22 protein-coding genes are annotated in these 20,352 nt (G+C 61.6%); 8 read left to right on the top strand and 14 right to left on the bottom strand.

The genetic code is table 11. From position 1 onward, the window contains the following. Window positions 1–134: 134 nt before the first annotated feature. Both KW062_RS27695 and mutM read left to right on the top strand, forming a co-directional pair. Window positions 135–1,004 (top strand): HDOD domain-containing protein, encoded by an 870-nt coding sequence (locus KW062_RS27695; RefSeq protein ID WP_027616976.1) that lies wholly within the window; start codon window positions 135–137, stop codon window positions 1,002–1,004. A gap of 31 nt (window positions 1,005–1,035) precedes the next feature. Continuing rightward, entirely contained in the window at window positions 1,036–1,848 is an 813-nt protein-coding gene (mutM, locus tag KW062_RS27690) for a bifunctional DNA-formamidopyrimidine glycosylase/DNA-(apurinic or apyrimidinic site) lyase (RefSeq protein WP_027616977.1), read from the top strand. Between the two features lie 22 nt (window positions 1,849–1,870). Here the strand turns inward: mutM and KW062_RS27685 are convergent, their stop codons facing one another. The 5 genes from KW062_RS27685 to KW062_RS27665 all read right to left on the bottom strand — a co-directional run bounded on the left by KW062_RS27685 (window position 1,871) and on the right by KW062_RS27665 (window position 6,549). Continuing rightward, complete coding sequence (locus KW062_RS27685; RefSeq protein WP_003195146.1) at window positions 1,871–2,122, bottom strand: YfhL family 4Fe-4S dicluster ferredoxin; 252 nt, start codon at window positions 2,120–2,122, stop codon at window positions 1,871–1,873. A 196-nt stretch (window positions 2,123–2,318) separates the two neighbouring features. Further along, entirely contained in the window at window positions 2,319–2,798 is a 480-nt protein-coding gene (gene coaD / locus KW062_RS27680) for a pantetheine-phosphate adenylyltransferase (RefSeq protein WP_008019993.1), read from the bottom strand. A gap of 115 nt (window positions 2,799–2,913) precedes the next feature. Then, on the bottom strand, window positions 2,914–4,509 hold the full coding sequence (locus KW062_RS27675) for a GMC family oxidoreductase (protein ID WP_105753693.1): 1,596 nt from the start codon (window positions 4,507–4,509) through the stop codon (window positions 2,914–2,916). Window positions 4,510–4,546: 37 nt separating this feature from the next. Next, a complete protein-coding gene (locus KW062_RS27670; protein ID WP_027616979.1) occupies window positions 4,547–5,092 on the bottom strand; it encodes a hypothetical protein in 546 nt (181 codons plus the stop codon). 26 nt (window positions 5,093–5,118) lie between these two features. Further along, entirely contained in the window at window positions 5,119–6,549 is a 1,431-nt protein-coding gene (locus tag KW062_RS27665) for a coniferyl aldehyde dehydrogenase (protein WP_105753694.1), read from the bottom strand. Between the two features lie 146 nt (window positions 6,550–6,695). Here KW062_RS27665 and KW062_RS27660 point away from each other — a divergent pair, with 146 nt between their 5' ends. Together KW062_RS27660 and KW062_RS27655 are read left to right on the top strand one after the other, a co-directional pair. Next, a complete protein-coding gene (locus KW062_RS27660) occupies window positions 6,696–7,367 on the top strand; it encodes a TetR/AcrR family transcriptional regulator (RefSeq protein ID WP_027616981.1) in 672 nt (223 codons plus the stop codon). Window positions 7,368–7,401: 34 nt separating this feature from the next. Then, complete coding sequence (locus KW062_RS27655) at window positions 7,402–8,256, top strand: sulfurtransferase (RefSeq protein WP_105753695.1); 855 nt, start codon at window positions 7,402–7,404, stop codon at window positions 8,254–8,256. A 4-nt stretch (window positions 8,257–8,260) separates the two neighbouring features. Here KW062_RS27655 and KW062_RS27650 read toward each other — a convergent pair whose 3' ends face one another. From KW062_RS27650 to KW062_RS27615, 8 genes are all read right to left on the bottom strand, one after another. After that, window positions 8,261–8,590, bottom strand: a complete 330-nt coding sequence (locus KW062_RS27650; RefSeq protein ID WP_027616983.1) for an AzlD domain-containing protein — start codon at window positions 8,588–8,590, stop codon at window positions 8,261–8,263. After that, window positions 8,587–9,306: an AzlC family ABC transporter permease gene (locus KW062_RS27645; protein WP_027616984.1), complete on the bottom strand. Its 720-nt coding sequence runs from the start codon at window positions 9,304–9,306 to the stop codon at window positions 8,587–8,589. The genes KW062_RS27650 and KW062_RS27645 overlap by 4 nt, the downstream gene beginning before the upstream one ends. 69 nt (window positions 9,307–9,375) lie before the next feature. Further along, window positions 9,376–10,221, bottom strand: a complete 846-nt coding sequence (locus KW062_RS27640; RefSeq protein WP_105753696.1) for an AraC family transcriptional regulator — start codon at window positions 10,219–10,221, stop codon at window positions 9,376–9,378. 4 nt (window positions 10,222–10,225) lie between these two features. Beyond that, entirely contained in the window at window positions 10,226–11,233 is a 1,008-nt protein-coding gene (locus KW062_RS27635; protein WP_027616986.1) for a hydrolase, read from the bottom strand. Window positions 11,234–11,273: 40 nt separating this feature from the next. Continuing rightward, window positions 11,274–11,417, bottom strand: coding sequence for a hypothetical protein (locus tag KW062_RS27630; protein ID WP_158261835.1), 144 nt, complete (start codon window positions 11,415–11,417; stop codon window positions 11,274–11,276). Window positions 11,418–11,553: 136 nt separating this feature from the next. After that, on the bottom strand, window positions 11,554–12,159 hold the full coding sequence (gene rsmD, locus KW062_RS27625; protein ID WP_027616987.1) for a 16S rRNA (guanine(966)-N(2))-methyltransferase RsmD: 606 nt from the start codon (window positions 12,157–12,159) through the stop codon (window positions 11,554–11,556). Then, entirely contained in the window at window positions 12,159–13,649 is a 1,491-nt protein-coding gene (locus KW062_RS27620; RefSeq protein WP_105753698.1) for a M16 family metallopeptidase, read from the bottom strand. Before KW062_RS27620 ends, rsmD begins: the two co-directional genes overlap by 1 nt. After that, window positions 13,642–14,997: a M16 family metallopeptidase gene (locus tag KW062_RS27615; protein WP_105753699.1), complete on the bottom strand. Its 1,356-nt coding sequence runs from the start codon at window positions 14,995–14,997 to the stop codon at window positions 13,642–13,644. Before KW062_RS27615 ends, KW062_RS27620 begins: the two co-directional genes overlap by 8 nt. A 345-nt stretch (window positions 14,998–15,342) precedes the next feature. Between KW062_RS27615 and ftsY the strand changes: the two genes are divergently transcribed. The 4 genes from ftsY (at window position 15,343) to rpoH (ending at window position 19,535) form a co-directional block, all read left to right on the top strand. Continuing rightward, window positions 15,343–16,878, top strand: a complete 1,536-nt coding sequence (ftsY, locus tag KW062_RS27610) for a signal recognition particle-docking protein FtsY (RefSeq protein WP_105753700.1) — start codon at window positions 15,343–15,345, stop codon at window positions 16,876–16,878. Further along, on the top strand, window positions 16,875–17,546 hold the full coding sequence (ftsE, locus tag KW062_RS27605) for a cell division ATP-binding protein FtsE (RefSeq protein WP_027616991.1): 672 nt from the start codon (window positions 16,875–16,877) through the stop codon (window positions 17,544–17,546). The genes ftsY and ftsE overlap by 4 nt, the downstream gene beginning before the upstream one ends. Beyond that, window positions 17,543–18,565, top strand: coding sequence for a permease-like cell division protein FtsX (gene ftsX / locus KW062_RS27600; RefSeq protein WP_027616992.1), 1,023 nt, complete (start codon window positions 17,543–17,545; stop codon window positions 18,563–18,565). Before ftsE ends, ftsX begins: the two co-directional genes overlap by 4 nt. Window positions 18,566–18,680: 115 nt before the next feature. Next, window positions 18,681–19,535, top strand: a complete 855-nt coding sequence (gene rpoH / locus KW062_RS27595) for an RNA polymerase sigma factor RpoH (RefSeq protein ID WP_027616993.1) — start codon at window positions 18,681–18,683, stop codon at window positions 19,533–19,535. A 91-nt stretch (window positions 19,536–19,626) separates the two neighbouring features. Here rpoH and mtgA read toward each other — a convergent pair whose 3' ends face one another. After that, on the bottom strand, window positions 19,627–20,349 hold the full coding sequence (gene mtgA / locus KW062_RS27590; RefSeq protein WP_105753701.1) for a monofunctional biosynthetic peptidoglycan transglycosylase: 723 nt from the start codon (window positions 20,347–20,349) through the stop codon (window positions 19,627–19,629). Window positions 20,350–20,352 lie beyond the last annotated feature (3 nt).

The raw sequence follows: 20,352 nt of genomic DNA, 5'->3' as shown, positions 1-20,352 counted from the left end.
GTGAAAAAAAGAGCGGGATTATAGCGCTAGATGGGCGCTCGAAGCGCGCTAGTTTGTCGGTGATACGCTGGACATAGCGCCCATTGGGCGGTTTTTTTCCGCTAGAATCGCCCACTTGCCCAGAGTGAGTACTTATGTCCCAAGAGCTAACTTCCGAACAGATTCAGCAGGCCCTGCAAGGCATCAGCGTTCCACCGCAACCACAGATCATGGTGGATCTGCAAATGGAACAGTACATGCCCGACCCGGACCTCGCAGTGATCGCGAAGTTGATCTCTCAGGATCCCGGTCTCTCTGGTGCGCTGTTGAAAATCGTCAACTCGCCGTACTTCGGGCTGAGCAACAAGATTGCCTCGATCCAGCGCGCGGTGAACCTGCTGGGCAGTCGCTCAGTGATCAATTTGATCAACGCGCAGTCGATCAAGGGCGAGATGAATGACGACACTATCGTCACGCTCAACCGTTTCTGGGACACCGCCCAGGACGTGGCGATGACCAGTCTCAGCCTGGCCAAGCGTATCGGCTCGCAAGCGGTCGACGAGGCCTACGCCTTGGGCTTGTTCCACGATTGCGGGGTGCCGCTGATGCTCAAGCGTTTCCCCAACTATATGGCGGTGCTGGAGCAGGCCTACGCCAATGCCGGTGCCGAGTGCCGGGTGGTGGACACGGAAAACCGCGCCTTCAATACCAACCATGCCGTGGTCGGTTACTACACCGCCAAGTCTTGGCGCCTGCCGGAGCACGTGACCCACGCCATCGCCAATCACCACAATGCCTTGTCGATTTTCAGCGACGAGTCGGCGCGCAACAGCCAGTTGAAGAACTTGCTGGCGATCCTGAAGATGGCCGAGCATATCTGCGCGTCCTATCGGGTGCTGGGCAACCAGACCGAAGACCATGAGTGGGACAGCATCGGCCATTTGGTGCTGGACTATGTCGGCCTCTCGGATTATGACTTCGAGAACCTGAAACAGACGATTCGCGAGCTCGGTGCTCACCACTGAGTGTCGGACCTTTGCCTGAACCGAGTGCGCCATGCCTGAATTGCCAGAAGTCGAAACCACCCGTCGCGGTATTGCGCCGCACCTTGAAGGCCAGCGCGTCAGTCGGGTGATCGTGCGTGACCGGCGCTTGCGCTGGCCGATCCCTGAAGATCTCGATGTGCGCCTGTCCGGGCAGCGCATCGTGCTGGTGGAGCGGCGGGCCAAGTATCTGCTGATCAATGCCGAGGTCGGCACCCTGATCAGTCACCTGGGCATGTCGGGCAATTTGCGTCTGGTGGAAGTCGGCTTGCCGGCAGCCAAGCATGAGCATGTGGATATCGAGTTGGAGTCCGGCCTGGCCCTGCGCTACACCGACCCACGACGGTTCGGCGCCATGCTCTGGAGCCTCGACCCGCTGCAGCACGAGTTGCTGGTTCGCCTGGGACCGGAACCGCTGACCGATCTGTTTGATGGCGAGCGGCTGTTTCAGCTGTCTCGCGGGCGCTCGATGGCGGTCAAGCCGTTCATCATGGATAACGCGGTGGTGGTGGGGGTCGGCAATATTTATGCGACCGAAGCGTTGTTCGCGGCCGGCATCGATCCACGGCGCGAGGCCAAGGGCATCTCCCGGGCGCGCTACCTGAAGCTGGCGATTGAAATCAAACGCATTCTCGCGGCGGCCATCGAGCGTGGCGGCACCACCTTGCGCGACTTCATTGGCGGCGACGGCCAGCCGGGCTACTTCCAGCAGGAACTGTTCGTCTACGGCCGAGGCGGCGAGGGCTGCAAGGTCTGCGGCACGCAGCTGCGGGACGTGAAGCTGGGGCAACGCGCGAGCGTGTTCTGCCCGCGCTGTCAGCGCTAATCGCCGGCGCTTGCCAGGCCGATCAGGCCTTGCCGGTGATCTTGCGGTATTTCTCCATCAACTGTTCTTCAGTTTCCGGATGGGCTTCGTCCAGTGGAATGCAGTCCACTGGGCACACCTGCTGGCACTGCGGTTCGTCGTAGTGGCCGACGCACTGGGTGCAGAGGTTCGGGTCAATCACGTAGATTTCTTCGCCCTGGGAGATAGCGGCGTTCGGGCACTCGGGTTCGCAGACGTCGCAGTTGATGCAATCGTCGGTGATGATCAGGGACATTGGAGACTCCAGCCAGGGTCGTCGGCCCGGGCATTTTGAAAACTAATGCGCGCAATTGTGCCGCATTGGCGCTGTAGGAGCGAGCTTGCTTGCGAAAAACGTCAGGGCGCCGTGTACTTTCCGATAGCGCTGCGTAATTTTTGACGTTTTTCGCTGCGATGCGGCGGCCCGACAAGCCAGCTCCTGCAGTCGGGGTCTATTTCTTGAACCGGAGTGTAAGAGCATCGGCCACGACAGGGTGGACGAACTTGGTGATATCACCGCCCAGGGCAGCAATTTCACGGACCAGCGTCGAGGAAATAAACGAATAACGTTCCGACGGGGTCAGGAACAGGCTTTCCACGTCCGGCGCCAGTTGGCGGTTCATGTTGGCCAGCTGGAATTCATATTCGAAGTCCGAGACCGCGCGCAAACCACGCAGGAACACATTGGCGTTCTGCTCTTTGGCAAAGTGCGCCAGCAGCGTCGAAAAGCCGACGACTTCGACATTCGGCAAATGTTTGGTGACCTCGCGCGCCAGTTCAACACGCTGTTCCAGGGGGAATAGCGGGTTTTTCTTGGGGCTGGCGGCGACGGCAATGATCACGTGGTCGAACAGGCGCGAGGCGCGTTCGACCAGATCGCCATGGCCCTTGGTAATAGGGTCGAAGGTACCTGGGTACAACACTCGGTTCATCGCGTCGTCCTGGCGGGAATCCGTTGGGGAGTCGGATGGTATCGCAGCATTCCCGGTCGGCCAAGTCGCCTTTGGCCCAAGAAAGCACTATAGACACGGCGAATAAGCAGTTTTTTCACGGATTTCTCAGGCGTTCGGCTAATGCGCTCGATAATTGCGCAGTCAGGCCGTAGACCGACAACTGCGGATTGGCACCGATGCTGGTGGGAAACAACGAGCCGTCATGAATCGACAGGTTGCTTAGTTGATGATGTCGGCCGAGGCTGTCGGTCACCGCTTGCTTCGGATCTTCACCCATGGCGCACCCCCCCATCACATGGGCGCTGCCGAGCCGCGTGCGGTACAACTCAAGGCTCAGGCCGTCGATCAGCGTGCGCGCCTCAGCGAGGTTTTTGACGTAGCGTGCATCCGCGTGCATCGGCATTACCGCCTTGGCGCCACCGGCAAACTGGATCTCGGCCATGCTGTGGAAGGCCCGGCGCAGGCCCTCCCAGGCATAGTCCGAGACGTGATAATCGAGCACCGGCGAGCCATCGCCACGCAGTTCGACGTTGCCGCCGCTGCTGTCCGGGTGAAAACCGTCGCGCAGTAGCGCCAGCATCGCGTGGGTGTGGGGCAGTTGCTGCATGTGCGCCGCGCTCTCGCCGCCAAAGCCGCCGAGCAGGGTCGCCGCCAGCGCCGGGTGCAGCGGCGGCACTTCGAGCTTGTAGGACATCTTTCCGGTGGCGCCGTGCTGCCATTGAAAGTGGTCGGAATAAATCGACTGCGGCGCACCGTAGAACGGGTTGATGACCTCGTCGAACAACGCGGCCGACATGTTTACCGGGTGCAGGAAGGTGCGCTTGCCCAGGCGTTCATGGGGGTCGGGCGCCTTGGAGCGCATTAGCAGCGCCGGGCTGTTGATCCCGCCACCGGCCAGCACGTAATGCCGCGCCTTGACGTTGACGCGCCGGCCTGTGGGTTCCACGCAGCGCTGATCCATTGCCACGCAGAGCAGGCCGGTGACCTTGTCGTCCTTGATCTGCAATTGCTCGGCGCGGGCGAAATAGAGCAGTTCGCCGCCTTTTTCCAGGGTCGCCGGAATAGTGGTGACCATCATTGATTGCTTGGCGTTGGTCGGGCAGCCCATGCCGCAGTAGCCAAGGTTCCAGCACCCGCGCACGTTGCGCGGGATCACGTGCCAGCTGTAGCCCAGTTGCTCGCAGCCTTTGCGGATCACATCGTTGTTGGCGTTGGGCGGGACCCTCCACGGGGCGACGCCGAGGCGTTGTTCCATCTTTTCGAACCAGGGCGCCATTTCCTCCACGCTGTGGCCTTTGACCCCGTGCTCGCGGGCCCAGTGGTCGAGGGTCGGTTCGGGGGTACGAAAGCTCGACGTCCAGTTGATCAAGGTCGTGCCGCCGACCGCTCGGCCCTGCAGGATGGTGATCGCGCCGTCCTTGCTCATGCGGCCGATGCCTTCCTGGTACAGCTGGGTGTAGGCCTGGTCTTCCAGCAATTTGAAGTCGCTGCTGGTCTTGAGTGGGCCTTCTTCGATCAGCAGCACCTTGTAGCCGGCAGCGCTGAGGATTTCAGCCGTGGTGCCGCCGCCCGCGCCGCTGCCGATGATTGCGACATCGGTTTCCAGGGTCAGGTCATCGGTCAGTTGCGAGCCGTCATGGGTCTTCCAGCCGCGGGCCATGCCTTCGCGGAACGGATCGGGTACAGGCATCAGGTGCGTCTCTTTTTATAGTTATGGAAGGGCGGGATCAGACGTTCGGCGGCCCGGGGTAACCGCAATGCGCCCAGGATTCGGCGCGGTTGTACCAGGCCATCATCACCAGTTGCACAATGGAGTTGTGGCCCATGCGCAGCAGGCTCAGGGAGCTGTTTTCCCAACGCTGGAGGAAATCGCGTATGGCCCCGGGGCTGGCGTTTTCCCAACTGCCCCAGATCCCCGTCAACGGTCCTCGCGTGATGGTCATGCCCAATACATCAAACAGTTGCCGGGTCAGCTTGAGCATTTCCGGCGACAGGTGATTGAGGCCGTTATCCAGGCTGAGTAGGGTTTGCTCGACCGCCGCCTTGAGTTTTTCGCTGTCCACCGCGCCGTCGATCATCACCGGGATAATCGCCCGCAAGCAGGGCAGGTCGCTGCTGCGCAAGGCGGCAAAACCGTTGGCCGGGATACTGGCCGAGCAGCCGCTGAGGCTGGCGCCGAGCCCAGCCGTGGCGAGGAAGGCGCTGGCACCTAGGCTGAATTTGAGCAGGCCGCGCCGGGACAGCGCGGGGGTATCGGAAACACTAGGGTTCATTGTTGTTATTACCCGGCAGTGAGGTGTCAGCGGATGAACAATTTCTGGATCAGCTTCTGGATCGATTTACCGTAAGGCGGGTAGATCAGCTTAGCCGCGTTGAAACGCTGCTTGATCAGTACGCCCTTGGCTTTGCTGAAGGTCAGGAAGCCTTCATGGCCGTGGTAATGACCCATGCCTGAGGGGCCGATGCCGCCAAACGGCATGTCGTCCTGGGCCACGTGCAACAGGGTGTCGTTAAGGCAGACGCCACCGGAATGGGTTTCGTGGAGAACGCGATTCTGCTCGGACTTGTTGTAGCCGAAGTAGTACAGCGCCAGCGGTCTTGGTCGTTGGTTTATGTAGGCAAATGCCTGGTCCAGGGTGCTGTAAGGCACGATCGGCAGCAGCGGACCGAAGATTTCGTCCTGCATCACCAGCATCTCGTCGCTGACATTCAGCAGTAGGCTGTGGCTCATGCGTCGGTCCTGATCCTGATCGTAAATCGGGATCAACTGCGCACCCTTGCTGGTGGCATCGCTGACATAGCTGTTGAGGCGCGCCAACTGCCGCTGATTGATGATCGCGGTGTAGTCCGGATTGTTGACCAGGGTCGGATAAAACCTGCGAACGGCCTGGCGGTAAGCATCGACGAAGGCATCTACCCGGCCTTCTGGCACGAGCACGTAGTCTGGTGCGACGCAGGTCTGTCCGGCGTTCAACGTCTTGCCGAAGGCGATGCGCTCGGCGGCGTCCTTGAGCGGCACGTCATGGGAAACGATGGCCGGCGACTTGCCGCCCAGTTCCAGGGTGACCGGGGTCAGATTTTCCGCGGCAGCGCGCATTACGTGCTTGCCGACGCTGGTGGCGCCGGTAAATAGCAAGTGATCGAACGGCAAGCTGGAGAAGGCGATGCCGACATCGGCCTCGCCCAGCACCACGGTCACCAAGTCCTGGGGAAAGATGTGCGCCAGCAGTTCCTTGAGCAGTTGCCCGGTGGCCGGGGTCGATTCGCTGAGCTTGAGCATGACCCGGTTGCCCGCCGCCAGAGCTCCGACCAGCGGTCCGATGGCCAGGTATAGCGGGTAGTTCCACGGCACGATCACCCCGACCACGCCCAGCGGCTGGTAGACCACTTTGGCGCTGGCCGGCTGAAACGCCACACCGACCTTGCGCCGTGAGGCTTTCATCCAGCCCCTGAGGTGTTTGCTGGCGTAATCGATGTTGTGCAGGCTGGGCATCAGCTCGGCAAACAGGGTTTCGTCGGCGCTGCGGTTGCTGAAGTCCTCGCTGATGGCCTTGATCAGCCGATCGCGCTGGGTATCCAGCACATCACGCAATACTTTGAGCCACTGCTGACGCTGGGCCGCCGACGGCATCGGGTTGCCGGCATACGCCAGACGCTGCGCAGTAAACAGCTCGTTCAGCTCACTCAACGGCTGCTGGGCGTTTTGCATGTAGGCGATGTCGGCGGTCATGGTGGTTCCAGTTTTTTTTAGAATAAGGATGTTTTTAGAGTCTATACTCTAAAATGTCAAATGGCTTCCTCGGGACACGATGATTTATCCGCCGACGGATACGCCGTAAGATGCCCGCAACGCACAGAAGAATTAAAGCTCAAGCCATGGCCCCAAGAATAAAAACCAGCGAGCGCATCGTGCAGAACAGCCTGGAGCTGTTCAACCAGCAGGGTGAGCGCAGCATCAGCACCAACCACATTGCCGCGCATATGGAGATTTCTCCGGGCAACCTGTACTACCACTTCCCCAACAAGCAGGCGATCATCGCCGTGCTGTTCAGTGAGTACGAGGCCCTGGTCGAAAGCTTCCTGCGCCCGCCCCAGGGTCGTGCCGCCACCGTCGAAGACAAGCGCTACTACTTGAAAGAACTGCTGAACGCGATGTGGCGCTATCGGTTCCTGCACCGCGACCTGGAGCACTTGCTCGACAACGATGCAGAGTTGGCGGCCCGCTACCGGCGTTTCTCCCAGCGCTGCCTGATCCAGGGTACGGCGATCTACGCCGGGTTTGTCGACGCCGGCATCCTCAAGATGGACAAGGTCCAGATCGAATCCCTGACCCTGAACGCCTGGATCATCCTGACGTCCTGGGTGCGCTTCCTGTGCACCACTCGCGACAATTCCAATCACCTCAGCGAGCAGGCCATTAAACGTGGTGTGTATCAGGTGCTGGTGCTCGAAGCCGGGTTTGTTACAGAGCAGTCGCGGGACGAAATCGACGCCCTGTTCGAAGAGTTTTACGTGCCGTTGGGCCAGGCCCTCGAAGAAGTGCAGTAGGATCGCTCACCGCTTGAACTCACAGGAGCCCGCCATGCCCATCGCGCAACTGATCAGCCCACTCGACCTGGACCTGAAGAAGGACCAGCCGGGGCTGGTGATTCTGGACTGTCGTTTTGCCCTTGAAGACCCGGATTATGGCCAGCGCAGCTATGCTGAGGGGCATATCGCCGGCGCCGCTTTCGCTGACCTCGAGCGTGATCTCAGTGGGCCTGTGACCAAGGGCGTCACCGGTCGCCACCCATTGCCACAAGCGACGGACTTGATCGAGCGTCTTCAGGCCTGGGGTGTCAACAACGACAGCGTCGTGGTGCTCTATGACGACGGTCCCGGTGCCTTTGCCGCGCGGGCCTGGTGGTTGTTGGCCTGGCTGGGCAAGCGCGACGGGGTGTTTATCCTCGATGGTGGTCTCAAGGCCTGGCATGCCGCTGGCTTGCCGTTGAGCCTGGATGCGCCGGCCACCGCGCGCGGTAACTTCAGCGGCAGCCCGGACTCGAGCCTGGTGCTGAATGCTGAACAATTGCTCAAGCGCCTGAGCCGTCCGCAGTTGACCCTGCTCGATGCCCGTGGACTGCCGCGTTTTCGCGGTGAAGTCGAGCCCATCGATCCGGTTGCCGGACATATCCCTGGCGCACAGTGTGCAGCATTTACCGACAATCTCGGGGCGGACGGTCGCTTCCTGCCAGCCGAACAACTGAAGCAGCGCTTTGCCGAGAAGCTGGCGGATCGTTCACCGAACGAGTTGGTAGCGTACTGCGGTTCCGGCGTGACCGCCTGCCACAATCTGTTTGCCCTGTGTCTGGCCGGCTACCCGCTGGGGGCGCTGTATGCCGGTTCGTGGAGCGAGTGGATCACTGATCCCCAGCGAGCGGTTGCCACTGGCGACTGATGGGCTAAATGGGCAGTTGCCCGAACAGCCAGCGCAGGAGGAAGAACACCAGCATGCCACCCCCGATAGTCGCCAGCAGGTGTCGGGTGGTGGCGGCGATGGCGATGGCCGCCAAGCCTCCGAGTAAGTAGGCATTGTCCAGGGTCAGTGCCCAGTGCTGGCCATCGGGCAGCAGCATGCCCGGCACCACAATCGCCGTCAGTACGGCCGTCGGCACATAGTGCAGGCCTTGGCGCACCAGGGTCGGAAAGCGCAGGTTGGGCCAGGCGAACAGGCTATAGCGCAGCATGAAGCTGATCGCCATCATGCCGAAAATCATCCACCAATAATTCATGTGTGCAGCTCCCTGGCGGTATGGCGGGTCAATTGTCGACGCTCCAGCATCACGCCTACCGCGATGCCACTGAACGCCGCGGCCATCAGGCCCAGCTTGTACGGCCAGTGGAATGTGGCCAGGGCTACGGCGCCCGCTGCCAGTGCGGCGGCCAGCTGTGGTTGATTGCGCAGCAGGGGGATGACGATGCCGATAAAGGTCGCCAGCATGGCGAACTCCAGGCCCCAACTTGCCAGGTCTGGCACGGCCTGGCCGAACAGCACACCGGCCAGTGAGCTCAATACCCAGCAGGCATACAGCGAACTGGCGACCCCGAGCCAGTACCACTGCGCCAGCGGTCGGTCGCCGTGCAGTAAGTAGAAGCGCTGGACCACGGCGAAGGTCTCGTCAGTCAGCCAGAACGCCAAGAGGATGCGCCAGCGCTGCGGCAGTTGGCCGACATGGGGCTGCAGGGTGGCGCTGTAGAGCACGTGGCGCAGGTTGACGATGAAGGTCGTCAGCAGAATCACCAGCAGGCTGGCGCCACTGCCGAGCAAACTGAGGACGACAAGCTGCGCCGAGCCGGCATACACCAGCGCCGACATGCCGAACGCCTGCCAGAGTGTCAGGCCGGCCGCCCCAGCCAGGGTGCCGAAGATCAGGCCAAACGGCAGAATGCCCACCGCCATGGCGAAACTGTCGCGGATACCGCGTGAATAAAGCTGCTTTCGGGTCATCGTGACTCTCCTTGTCCGCCCATCTTGCACCGGGCGGCAAAGGTCTGTCTTGAACGATCTTGCAGGTTTCTAGGATGCAGCCGGTGCCACTGATCGGGCGCTGCGATAGGCACCGGGCCCGACTCCATAGACCTTCTTGAATTGCCGGCTCAGATGGCTTTGATCGGCGAAACCCAGCTGCGTGGCGACGGCCAGCGGCAGGCAGCCTTCCTGCAGCAGGGCGCGGGCCTGGGCAATGCGCTGTTGCATCAGCCAGGTGTGCGGTGGCATGCCGGTAGCGCGGCGAAATACCCGGGCGAAGTGAAACGGCGACAGATTGACCGCTGCCGCCAGGGCTTCCAGCGAGGGCGGGGCGGCCAGTTGGCTGTGCATCAATTCCTTGGCCCGGGTAATGGCGCGATGTTCTCGTCCCGGTTGTCCGGGTGTCGCCACGGCGGCATGGCGTTGCAGTAGCGCAAGCATCATTTCGCGCCACAGGGTTTGTTGTTGCAAGGCGCTGGCCGGACTCTCCAGCAAGCGGTGCAAGTAGCTGAAACCACTGACCAGGTCCGGGTCGCGGTACAGCGTCGCGCCGAAGGCCGGCAGGTTGTGTGCGGGCAGTTCGAGTTCGGCCAGCAGGGTGTGGATCTGTTGGTTGTCGGGATAGAACGCACGGTACAGCCAGCCGTCTTCCGTGCCCTTGTTGCCGGTGTGCAGTTCGTCCGGGTTGATCACCACGAGGGTGCCGCTGGCGGCCAGGTGCTCGGCGCCGCGATACCGATAGCGCTGGGCGCCGGCCATGATCATGCCGATCACGAAGCCATCATGCACATGCGGGACGAAACGCTGCTCGATATAGCGAGCTGACAGCAGTTCGACGCCGGCCAGGGGGGCGGTTTGCCAGAAATGGATGGATTCGCCCGGAAGGTTTTGCACAGGCTTAACCGCGTCCCGCGAGGGTCAGCCACTGAGGGATGCGCCGCTCGAGGTAATAGCCGGGATTTCGCAATGTGCCATCAACGAAGCCGACGTGGCCGCCCTTGGGCTGCAGTTCGAAGTGAGTACAGGTAGACAGTTCGTGCGCCTCGGGCAGGCTGTGAGGGTAGACAAAGGGGTCATCGGCGGCCTGGATAATCAGGGTGGGCGTACGAATTTCGCCCAGGTAGTAACGGCTGGACGCTCGCCGATAGTAATCCTGCGCGTCGGCAAAGCCATGCAGGGGCGCAGTGACGCGGCCGTCGAAGTCCCAGAAGGTACGCATCTTGTCCAGCGAGCCGAGGCTGGCCAGGGTCGCCAGGCCTTCGTGGCGGCCGTCCTGGAGAAACTGACGCTGCTTGTTCTTGATGTAGGCCAACATCTCCCGCATGAAATGCGCCTGATAGACCCGGGAAAAGCCCTGGCCGATACGGTCGGCGCACTGGTCCAGGCGGAAGGGCACGGAAACCGCGACGGCTCCCTGCAACTGACTGTCGCCAGCGCTTTCCCCGAGGTGCTTGAGCAGCACATTGCCGCCCAGTGAATAGCCAACGGCATACAGCGGGGCCAGGGGTCGAACTGTGCGCAGATGTTTGATCGCGGCGGCCAGGTCTTCGCTGGCGCCGGAGTGATAGCTGCGTGGCAGCAGGTTGGGCTCACCGGAGCAACCGCGCCAATTCAGCGCCACGCTGGCCCAGCCCTGCGCGGACAAGGCACGCTGCAGACCCGCGACGTAAGGCGAATTGGAGGAACCGGTCAGACCGTGCAGCACCAGCACCAGTGGCGCTTCTGCACTGTGCGGACCATGCCAGTCGAAATCGAGAAAATCGCCGTCGTCGAGCCACAGGCGTTCACGTTGGCGCTCCAGGTGTGTGGTTTTGCGCCACAGAGGACCCCACAAAGTTTGCAGGTGCGGGTTGCCGAGGCCCAGGGCCGGGGTGAAAGACGTTACAGGTGTAGAAGGCTGTGGCACGACGATCTCGAGAGGGGCGGGTAAGCGGGTGGCAGAAAATCTAACTTGCCACAAACGGCTCGTCAGCGCGACACATGCTCTGGGTCGGTGGATCGACAGTCACCGACCGGGCGCTGTGGGCGGTCAGCACTATCATGGGCATCAGCCCGCTCAAGAGCAGCAGGACGCTGCAGTAGAAGTTCATGTATTGGGCATCCTTGGTGATTGACTTGAAACGCTGTCGATCACTGTCGCTCATGCCGCAACAAGGGGGGTGGTAGCTATTTAATACCGGGCGGGCGGAGGAACGGGCGATGCGCTTGCCCGTTCCTTCGGTGGCGTCAGACCAGGCGGTGCCACAGCGCGTAGTAGACCCGTCCGGATTTCTGTTCCCGGTGCAGGCGCCAGGTGCCCGGCAGGCCGAGAGTGGAAGGGGCGTTTTCGCTTTCGGTATAAATCCAGGCGTCATCCGCCAGCCACTGCCGTTCTTCCAGCAACGTGCACACCGCTGGCAGCAGGTTCTGGTTGAACGGAGGGTCGAGAAACACCAGGTCGTAGGCGGTGGCCGGCTGGGTTTCCAGGTAGCGCAGCGCGTCGGCGGTCTGCACCTGGCCCACGGTGCAGCGCAGGGTCCCCAGATGCTCCTTCAGGCTGGATACTGCCAGGCTGCTGGCGTCCAGCGCCTGCCCCATGGCTGCGCCACGGGACAAGGCTTCGAGAAACAGCGCACCGCTACCGGCGAAGGGGTCGAGTATTTTCGCCCCAGGCACGTAGGGCGCGAGCCAGTTGAACAGGGTCTCGCGCACGCGGTCCGGCGTCGGGCGCAGGCCCGGGGCGTCGGGGAAGCTCAGGCGACGGCTGCGCCATTCGCCGCCGATGATGCGCAGCTGGTTCACGCCGTTATGTACGTTGTGAACCGGTTTTTTTGGATTCGATGAACGGGCCATTAATGCTCCGGAACCCCGAGCGGCTGCTCGGAAGGTTTGTCAGTAGGGGCCGGTAACGGCTGTTGCGGCACGGTAGGGCCGACGGTGACGATCACCATCTTGTCCATGCTCAAGTGTTTGTTCATGGCTGCGGTGACTTGCTCGACCGTCAGGCTCTGGGATTGCTGCATGAAGTCTTCGAGGTAGCTCAATGGCAGATTATAGAAGCCCATCGCACCCAACTGACCAACAATATCGGCGTTGCTGGCGGTGGACAGCGGGAAGCTGCCGGCCAGTTCGCGCTTGGCGTCGTCGAGCTCCTTCTGGGTCGGACCGGTCTTGAGGTAGTCAGCCAGCACGTCCTGCACCAGTTTCAGGGTGCCTTCGCTCATTTCGGCGCGAGTCTGCAGGTTGATCATGAATGGACCGCGCGCCTGCATCGGCGAGAAGCCCGAATAGACACCGTAGGTCAGACCGCGTTTTTCCCTGACTTCGCTCATCAGGCGGGTGCCGAAACCACCGCCGCCGAGAATCTGGTTGCCCAGGGACAGGGCGGCGTAATCCGGATCGTCGCGGTCGATGCCCAATTGCGCGAGCATCAGGTTGGTCTGTTTGGCAGGGAACTCGACGCGGCTGGTTCCGGGCTTGGGCTCGGCCGGCTGAGCGATCTTCGGCAGCGCCGGGCCCTTGGGCAGCGCGCTGGAGACCTGGGCGGCAATCGCCTCGGCTTCGCTGCGCGACAGGTCGCCGACCAGCGCGATCACCACGTTGCCGGCGGCATAGGCCTTGGCGTGGAAGGCCTTGAGCTGCGCCAGGGTGATCGGCGGGATGCTCAGGGGATTGCCATCGCTGGCGTGGGCGTAAGGGTGCTGGCCATAAAGGCGGCGCATCAGCTCCAGGCTCGCGACTTTCGCCGAGTTCTGTTTCTGGTACTCGAAGCCGGCCAGCACCTGGTTCTTGATCCGCGCCAGTGAGTCGGCAGGAAAGGTCGGGTGGCCGACCACTTCGGCAAACAGCTTGAGGGCCGGCTCACGTTTGTCCACGGCACTGAGGCTGCGCAGTGAAGCAACGGCCATGTCTTTGTAGGCACCATTGCCGAAGTCTGCACCCAGGCCTTCAAAGCCCTGGGCGATCTGGCTGACGTCCTTGCCAGCAACGCCTTCGTTGAGCATGGCGTTGGTCAGCATGGCCAGGCCCGGGGCATTGCCGTCCTGGCTGCTGCCGGCGGCGAAAATCAGGCGCAGGTCGAACATCGGCAGCTCAGGGGCGGCGACGAACAGCACTTTCGCACCCTCGGCGGTGTTCCAGGTCTGCACATCGAGTTTGCGCCGGCTCGGAGCCTTGCCGTCGAGTTCGGCCAGCGATTGCAGTTTCTGGCTCGACTGGGCTTTGTCGATGGCTTCGCTGGCGACGGTTTCAGCGCTGCGCGAGAAATAGAAAGCGGCGGAGCCCGCCAGTGCGACAGCGACCAGGCTGATCAGCAGCAGGCGCGGTGGTTTACGCTCACTCATGAGACGTCTCCTGTGGCAGTACATGGGCGACGCTGAGACGTTCGCGTGTGAAGTACAGCTTGGCGGCATTCTGGATGTCTTGCGGGGTCACGCTTTCCAGCTCGGCGAGTTCGCTGTCCATCAGTTTCCACGACAGGCCGACGGTTTCCAGCTGGCCGATGGCGGTGGCCTGGCTGGTGATCGAATCACGCTCGTAGACCAGGCCGGCGATCACCTGGGCGCGGACACGCTCCAGTTCCTCGGCTGACGGCGCGGTGGTTTTCAATTGCTCCAGCAGCCTCCACAGGCCAGCTTCGGCTTGGGCCATGGTTTTCTGCTTCTGGGTATTGGGTGTGGCCGACAGGGTGAACAGCGAGTCGCCACGGGTGTAGGCGTCGTAACTCGACGAGCCACCGGACACCAGTTCTTCGCCGCGTTCCAGCTGGGTCGGAATGCGTCCGCTGTAGCCGCCGTCAAGCAGCGCCGAGATCAGGCGCAAGGCGTTGACCGAGCGTTTGTCTTCGGTGGTGGCAATGCTCGGTACGTTAAAGGCCAGCATCAGGGCCGGGAGCTGGGTCTGCACTTTCAGGGTGATCTGCCGTTCACCCGGCTCGGCCAGTTCCAGCGGAATCTTCGCCGGAGGTACTGCGCGGCGGGCTATCGGGCCGAAGTAGCGCTGGGACAGGGCCTTGACCTCGTCCGGGGTGACGTCGCCGACCACCACCAGGGTGGCATTGTTCGGCGCATACCAGGATTCGTACCACTGACGCAGTTCCTCGACCTTCATGCGGTCCAGGTCGGCCATCCAGCCGATGGTCGGCGTGTGGTAGCCGCTGGCCGGGTAGGCCATGGCCTTGAAGCGCTCGTAGGCTTTGGACATCGGCTTGTCGTCGGTGCGCAGGCGGCGTTCTTCCTTGATGACCTCGATCTCGCGGCTGAACTCGTCCGGTGGCAGGCGCAGGCTGGCCATGCGGTCGGCTTCCAGTTCGAAAGCGACACCCAGGCGATCACGGGCCAGTACCTGGTAGTAGGCGGTGAAGTCGTCGCTGGTGAAGGCGTTCTCTTCGGCACCGAGATCGCGCAGGATCAACGACGCTTCGCCGGGACCGACCTTCTCGCTGCCCTTGAACATCATGTGTTCCAGGGCGTGGGACAAACCGGTCTGGCCCGGGGTTTCGTAGCTGGAGCCGACCTTGTACCAAACCTGCGACACCACCACTGGCGCCCGATGATCCTCGCGCACGACGACCTTGAGGCCGTTGTCGAGGGTGAATTCATGGGTCGGTTGCGGGTCGGCAGCCATGGCTGCGAGGGGTAGGCAAACTGTGCTGAGCAGCAGGCCAGCGGCGCGGCGGGCTAGAGCATTCATTGGTTTTTTAACCTGTTGAGCTGCCCGCTTGGTCTTAGCGTCGGCGGGCGAGGAGGTGCTAGGATACTGATCCGTTTTACTGGCGGCCACGCCTATCAGGCCTTTGATCGCCTGACAGGTTGTATGGGTTTCCGGAAGAAGCTTTGAGTTTATTAGCTAAACTCTGCGTTTTCGCCGACGATGCCGTTCCAGTCCTTAGTGTTAGTCGACCTTTTGAGATGCCCGCGAGCATCTCGACAAATTATTGCGCGTGAACAAGCTGTGTGAATCGCAGTCTGTTCTGCATCGAATATTCAATTGCCGGGGCGCCATTGGCGCGCCGCTACTGTGAGATAGCCGTCCTCCATGTTTGGTTCCAACGACGACAAGAAGAACCCAGCTGCGGCTGGCGAGAAAAAAAGCCTGTTCGGATGGCTGCGTAAAAAACCGCAGCAAGCCGTCGTCGAACAGCCACAACCAGAACCCGAGATAGCCCCGCAGCCTTTAGTAGAAGCCGCGCCGGTGGTCGAGACGACTGCGCCGGTGGTGCTGCCCATCGCTGAGCCGGTTCTGCAGCCTGCAGTCGAGCCAGCGCCGGTACCTGCACCAAGCCCCGAGCCGTGGTTGACCCTGCCGGTGCCTGAAGAACCGGTGGCCCTGGTCGAAGATGAGCAGGCGCCGCACATCACGCCGCCGATTCCCGCGCCGACAGTGGTCCAGCAAGCCGTGGAACTGTTGGTGGCCGAGCCAAAGCCGGTCGCCGCAGTTGAAGTCGCGGAAACCGAAGAGCCCGATCTGCCGCAGCCGGTCATTGCCGCTTTCGTCGCCCCACCGGCTGTTTCGCAGCCGACGTCGGTTGCCGCCGCTCCCGCACCAGTTGCACCTGGCCCCGTTGCTTCGGCGCCAGTTGCTCCAGCACCTGTTGTGGCCGATCCGGTAGTCGCCGAGCCGGTGCGCAGCGAAGAAGCCAAGACCGGTTTCTTCGCCCGCCTCAAGCAAGGCCTGTCGAAGACCAGCGCCAGCATCGGCGAAGGCATGGCCAGCCTGTTTCTGGGCAAGAAAATCATTGATGACGAGTTGCTCGAAGACATCGAAACCCGCCTGCTGACCGCTGACGTCGGGGTTGAAGCGACTTCGGTGATCATCCAGCGCCTGACCCAGAAGGTCGCCCGCAAGGAGTTGGCTGACGCCGACGCCCTGTACAAATCCCTGCAGGCTGAATTGGCGGCGATGCTCAAGCCGGTCGAGCAGCCGTTGAAAATCAACGCGCAGAACAAGCCGTTCGTGATCCTGGTGGTAGGCGTCAACGGCGCTGGCAAGACCACCACCATCGGCAAGCTGGCGAAGAAGCTGCAGCTCGAAGGCAAGAAAGTCATGCTCGCGGCGGGTGATACCTTCCGTGCGGCGGCTGTCGAGCAACTGCAGGTCTGGGGCGAGCGGAACAACATTGCGGTGATCGCCCAGCACACCGGTGCCGACTCGGCGTCGGTGATCTTCGACGCCGTGCAGGCGGCCAAGGCACGGAATATCGACGTGCTGATCGCTGATACCGCCGGTCGCCTGCACACCAAAGACAACCTGATGGAAGAATTGAAGAAGGTTCGCCGGGTGATTGGCAAGCTCGATGCCGAAGCACCGCACGAAGTGTTGCTGGTGCTCGATGCCGGTACCGGGCAGAACGCGATCAACCAGGCCAAGCAATTCAATCAGACGGTAGCGCTGACCGGCCTGGCCCTGACCAAGCTCGACGGCACCGCCAAGGGTGGGGTGATTTTTGCCCTGGCCAAGCAGTTCGGCCTGCCGATTCGCTACATCGGTGTCGGTGAAGGCATCGATGACTTGCGCACCTTTGAAGCAGAACCCTTTGTCCAGGCATTGTTTGCCGAGCGGGAGCGTGCATGATTCGTTTCGAACAGGTCGGCAAGCGTTATCCGAATGGTCACGTCGGCTTGCATGAGCTGAGCTTTCGAGTCCGCCGCGGCGAGTTCCTGTTTGTCACCGGCCATTCCGGTGCTGGTAAAAGCACCCTGCTGCGTCTGTTGCTGGCGATGGAGCGTCCGACCACTGGCAAATTGCTCCTGGCCGGGCAGGACCTGGCGACCATCAGCAATGCCCAGATCCCGTTCCTGCGCCGGCAGATTGGGGTGGTGTTCCAGAATCACCAGTTGCTGTTTGACCGCACAGTGTTCAACAACGTCGCCTTGCCGCTGCAGATCCTCGGCCTGTCCAAGGTCGAGATCGCCAAGCGCGTGGATTCGGCCCTGGATCGGGTCGCGCTGTCGGACAAGAGCGACCTGTACCCCGGCGACCTATCCACCGGCCAGCAACAGCGTGTGGGCATCGCCCGCGCCATCGTCCACCGTCCGGCCCTGCTGTTGGCGGACGAGCCCACCGGTAACCTCGACCCGCGCTTGGCGGCAGAGATCATGGGGGTTTTCGAAGACATCAACCGCTTGGGTACCAGCGTGCTGATTGCCAGTCACGACCTGGCGCTGATCGCGCGCATGCGCCATCGCATGTTGACCCTGCAGCGCGGCCGATTGATTGGCGACGGGGAGGCCGGAGCATGAGTGCCACACGCAGTCCAAAGGTTTCCGAGCGCGTAGCCCCCAAGGCTGCCGATCCGCAACCGCAGAAGAAAAAACACGACGAAGATGATGGTCCGGATTTCGGCACCCTATTGCGGGCCTGGATCGAAAGCCACCGCGCCAGCCTGCTCGACAGCCTGCGCCGGCTTGGCAAGCAGCCGATCGGCAGTTTCTTTACCTGCCTGGTCATGGCCGTGGCCCTGAGCTTGCCGATGGGGCTGTCACTTCTGCTAAGTAACGTCGAACGCCTGGGCGGCTCCTGGCAGCGTGCGGCGCAGATTTCCCTGTACCTGCAACTGGATGCCAGCGCCGGTGAAGGCGAGCAACTGCGCGAACAGATCAAGGCGCTGCCCGGGGTGGCGGATGCCGAGTACATCAGCCGCGATCAGGCGCTGGAAGAGTTCCAGCAGCAGTCGGGCCTGGGTGAGGCGCTCAAGGAGTTGCCGGAAAACCCGCTGCCGGGCGTCGTTCTGGTGACCCCGAAAGAAGTCGACAAGGCGACCCTCGAGGCCTTGCGCCAAAGACTTGCCGAGATGCCGAAGGTGCAGCAGGCGCAACTGGACCTGGTTTGGGTCGAGCGACTGGCGGCGATTCTCAAGCTGGGCGACCGGTTTGTCTTCGGTCTGACGGTGTTGCTGGTTTCTGCATTACTTTTGGTGATAGGCAATACCATTCGTCTTCATATTGAAAACCGCCGCACAGAGATAGAAGTGATTAAACTCGTCGGCGGCACAGACAGCTATGTGCGTAGGCCCTTTCTCTATATGGGCGCGCTTTATGGCTTCGGTGCGGGGATTTTTTCCTGGGGCGTCCTGGCGTTCGGCCTGAACTGGCTGAATGACGCGGTGGTCGGCCTTGCCGGCTTGTACGGCAGTAACTTCTCGCTGGCCGGCGTGCCGGTAGCCGATGGTCTGTCGCTCTTGCTAGGCGCGGTGTTGTTGGGTTATATCGGTGCGTGGATTGCGGTGGCACGCCATTTGAGAGAGCTTGCACCGAAGTAAATCGTATTTTTTGCTTGTATGTCCTTTCAGCGTGTAGGGGAACTTGTTCTTCGGTTTCCGGTCAATTTTCGCAGTGCTGAACTGCACGAGTTATGTGAGTCGGAGGTTTTTTCGTATGACCACTTCTTTGCAACCTGCTTATGCCCTGGTTCCTGGTGCAAACCTGGAAGCCTATGTGCACACGGTGAACAGCATTCCACTGCTGACGCCAGAGCAGGAGCGTGAACTGGCCGAGAGTCTCTACTATGAGCAGGATCTTGAGGCGGCTCGGCAGATGGTGCTCGCCCACCTGCGTTTTGTTGTACATATCGCCCGTAGCTACAGTGGCTACGGCCTGGCCCAGGCTGACCTGATCCAGGAAGGCAACGTCGGCCTGATGAAAGCGGTGAAACGCTTCAATCCGGAAATGGGTGTGCGCCTGGTGTCTTTTGCCGTGCACTGGATCAAGGCGGAAATCCACGAATTCATCCTGCGCAACTGGCGTATTGTGAAAGTCGCGACCACCAAGGCCCAGCGCAAGCTGTTCTTCAACCTGCGCAGCCAGAAAAAACGCTTGGCGTGGCTGAACAACGAAGAAGTCCATCGTGTGGCTGAAAGCCTCGGCGTAGAGCCGCGGGAAGTCCGCGAGATGGAAAGCCGCCTGACCGGCCACGACATGGCCTTTGACCCGGCCGCCGAAGCGGACGACGACAGTGCCTTCCAGTCTCCAGCCAACTACCTGGAAGATCACCGCTACGACCCGGCCCGCCAGCTGGAAGACGCTGACTGGAGCGACAACTCCACCAGCAACCTGCACGAGGCGCTGGACGTCCTGGACGAGCGCAGCCGCGACATCCTCTACCAGCGTTGGCTGGCAGAAGAAAAAGCCACGCTGCACGACCTGGCGCAGAAGTACAACGTCTCGGCCGAGCGGATTCGCCAGCTTGAGAAGAGCGCGATGAACAAGCTGAAACTGTCGATTGCGGCGTAAGCTGAAAGCCGGCAACAAAAAAAGCCCCGACTCGCAAGAGCCGGGGCTTTTTTGTGGATCTTCTCCCACCCTGTGGAAGCGGGAACGGGGTTTATTCCGCCCAAGGCGCCCGACGCGAGTCATTCAGGCCAATCAGGTAGCTATCTCCGCCCAACTGGCGCATTTGTTGGCGAATCCAGCCGGCACGGCGTTGCACGTAGGCGGTCGGATGGCTGGCGCTCCACACCCGTGGATTGGGCAGTACCGCCGCCAGCAGGCTGGCCTGTTGGGGACTGAGATTTTTCGCGCTGACGCCGAAATGGTGGCGGGCGGCGGCTTCGGCGCCGAACACGCCGTCATCCCACTCAACGCTGTTGAGATACACCTCGAGAATCCGCTGCTTCGGCCAGAGCACCTCGATCAGCCCGGTGAACCAGGCTTCCAGGCCCTTGCGCAGCCAACTGCGGCCGGACCACAGGAACAGATTCTTCGACACCTGCTGACTCAAGGTGCTGGCGCCGCGCACCGAGCCGCCCAATTCGTTATGGGCCAGGGCTGCGCGGATCGCGCCGATGTCGAAGCCCCAATGCTCAGGGAATTTCTGATCTTCGCCGGCAATCACCGCGACTTTCAGGTCATCGGAGATGTCCTCCCACGGCGTCCAGTCGCGTTGCAGGTCGATGGGCTCGCCGTCGATCCAGGATTCGATCTTGCGTTCGACCATCAGTGTCGTGCCCGGTGGCGGGACGAAGCGAAAAATCAGCACCAACACCACGCTGCCAGCCGCGAACCAGAGCAGGGCCTTGGTGAAACGTCGAAAAAATATACGCAGCATAGA

Origin of the sequence: Pseudomonas fluorescens (assembly GCF_019212185.1) — a bacterium.
Taxonomy (GTDB): domain Bacteria; phylum Pseudomonadota; class Gammaproteobacteria; order Pseudomonadales; family Pseudomonadaceae; genus Aquipseudomonas.
The sequence above is the reverse complement of the archived record's forward strand: the minus strand, read 5'-3'. Positions and strand labels throughout refer to the sequence as shown.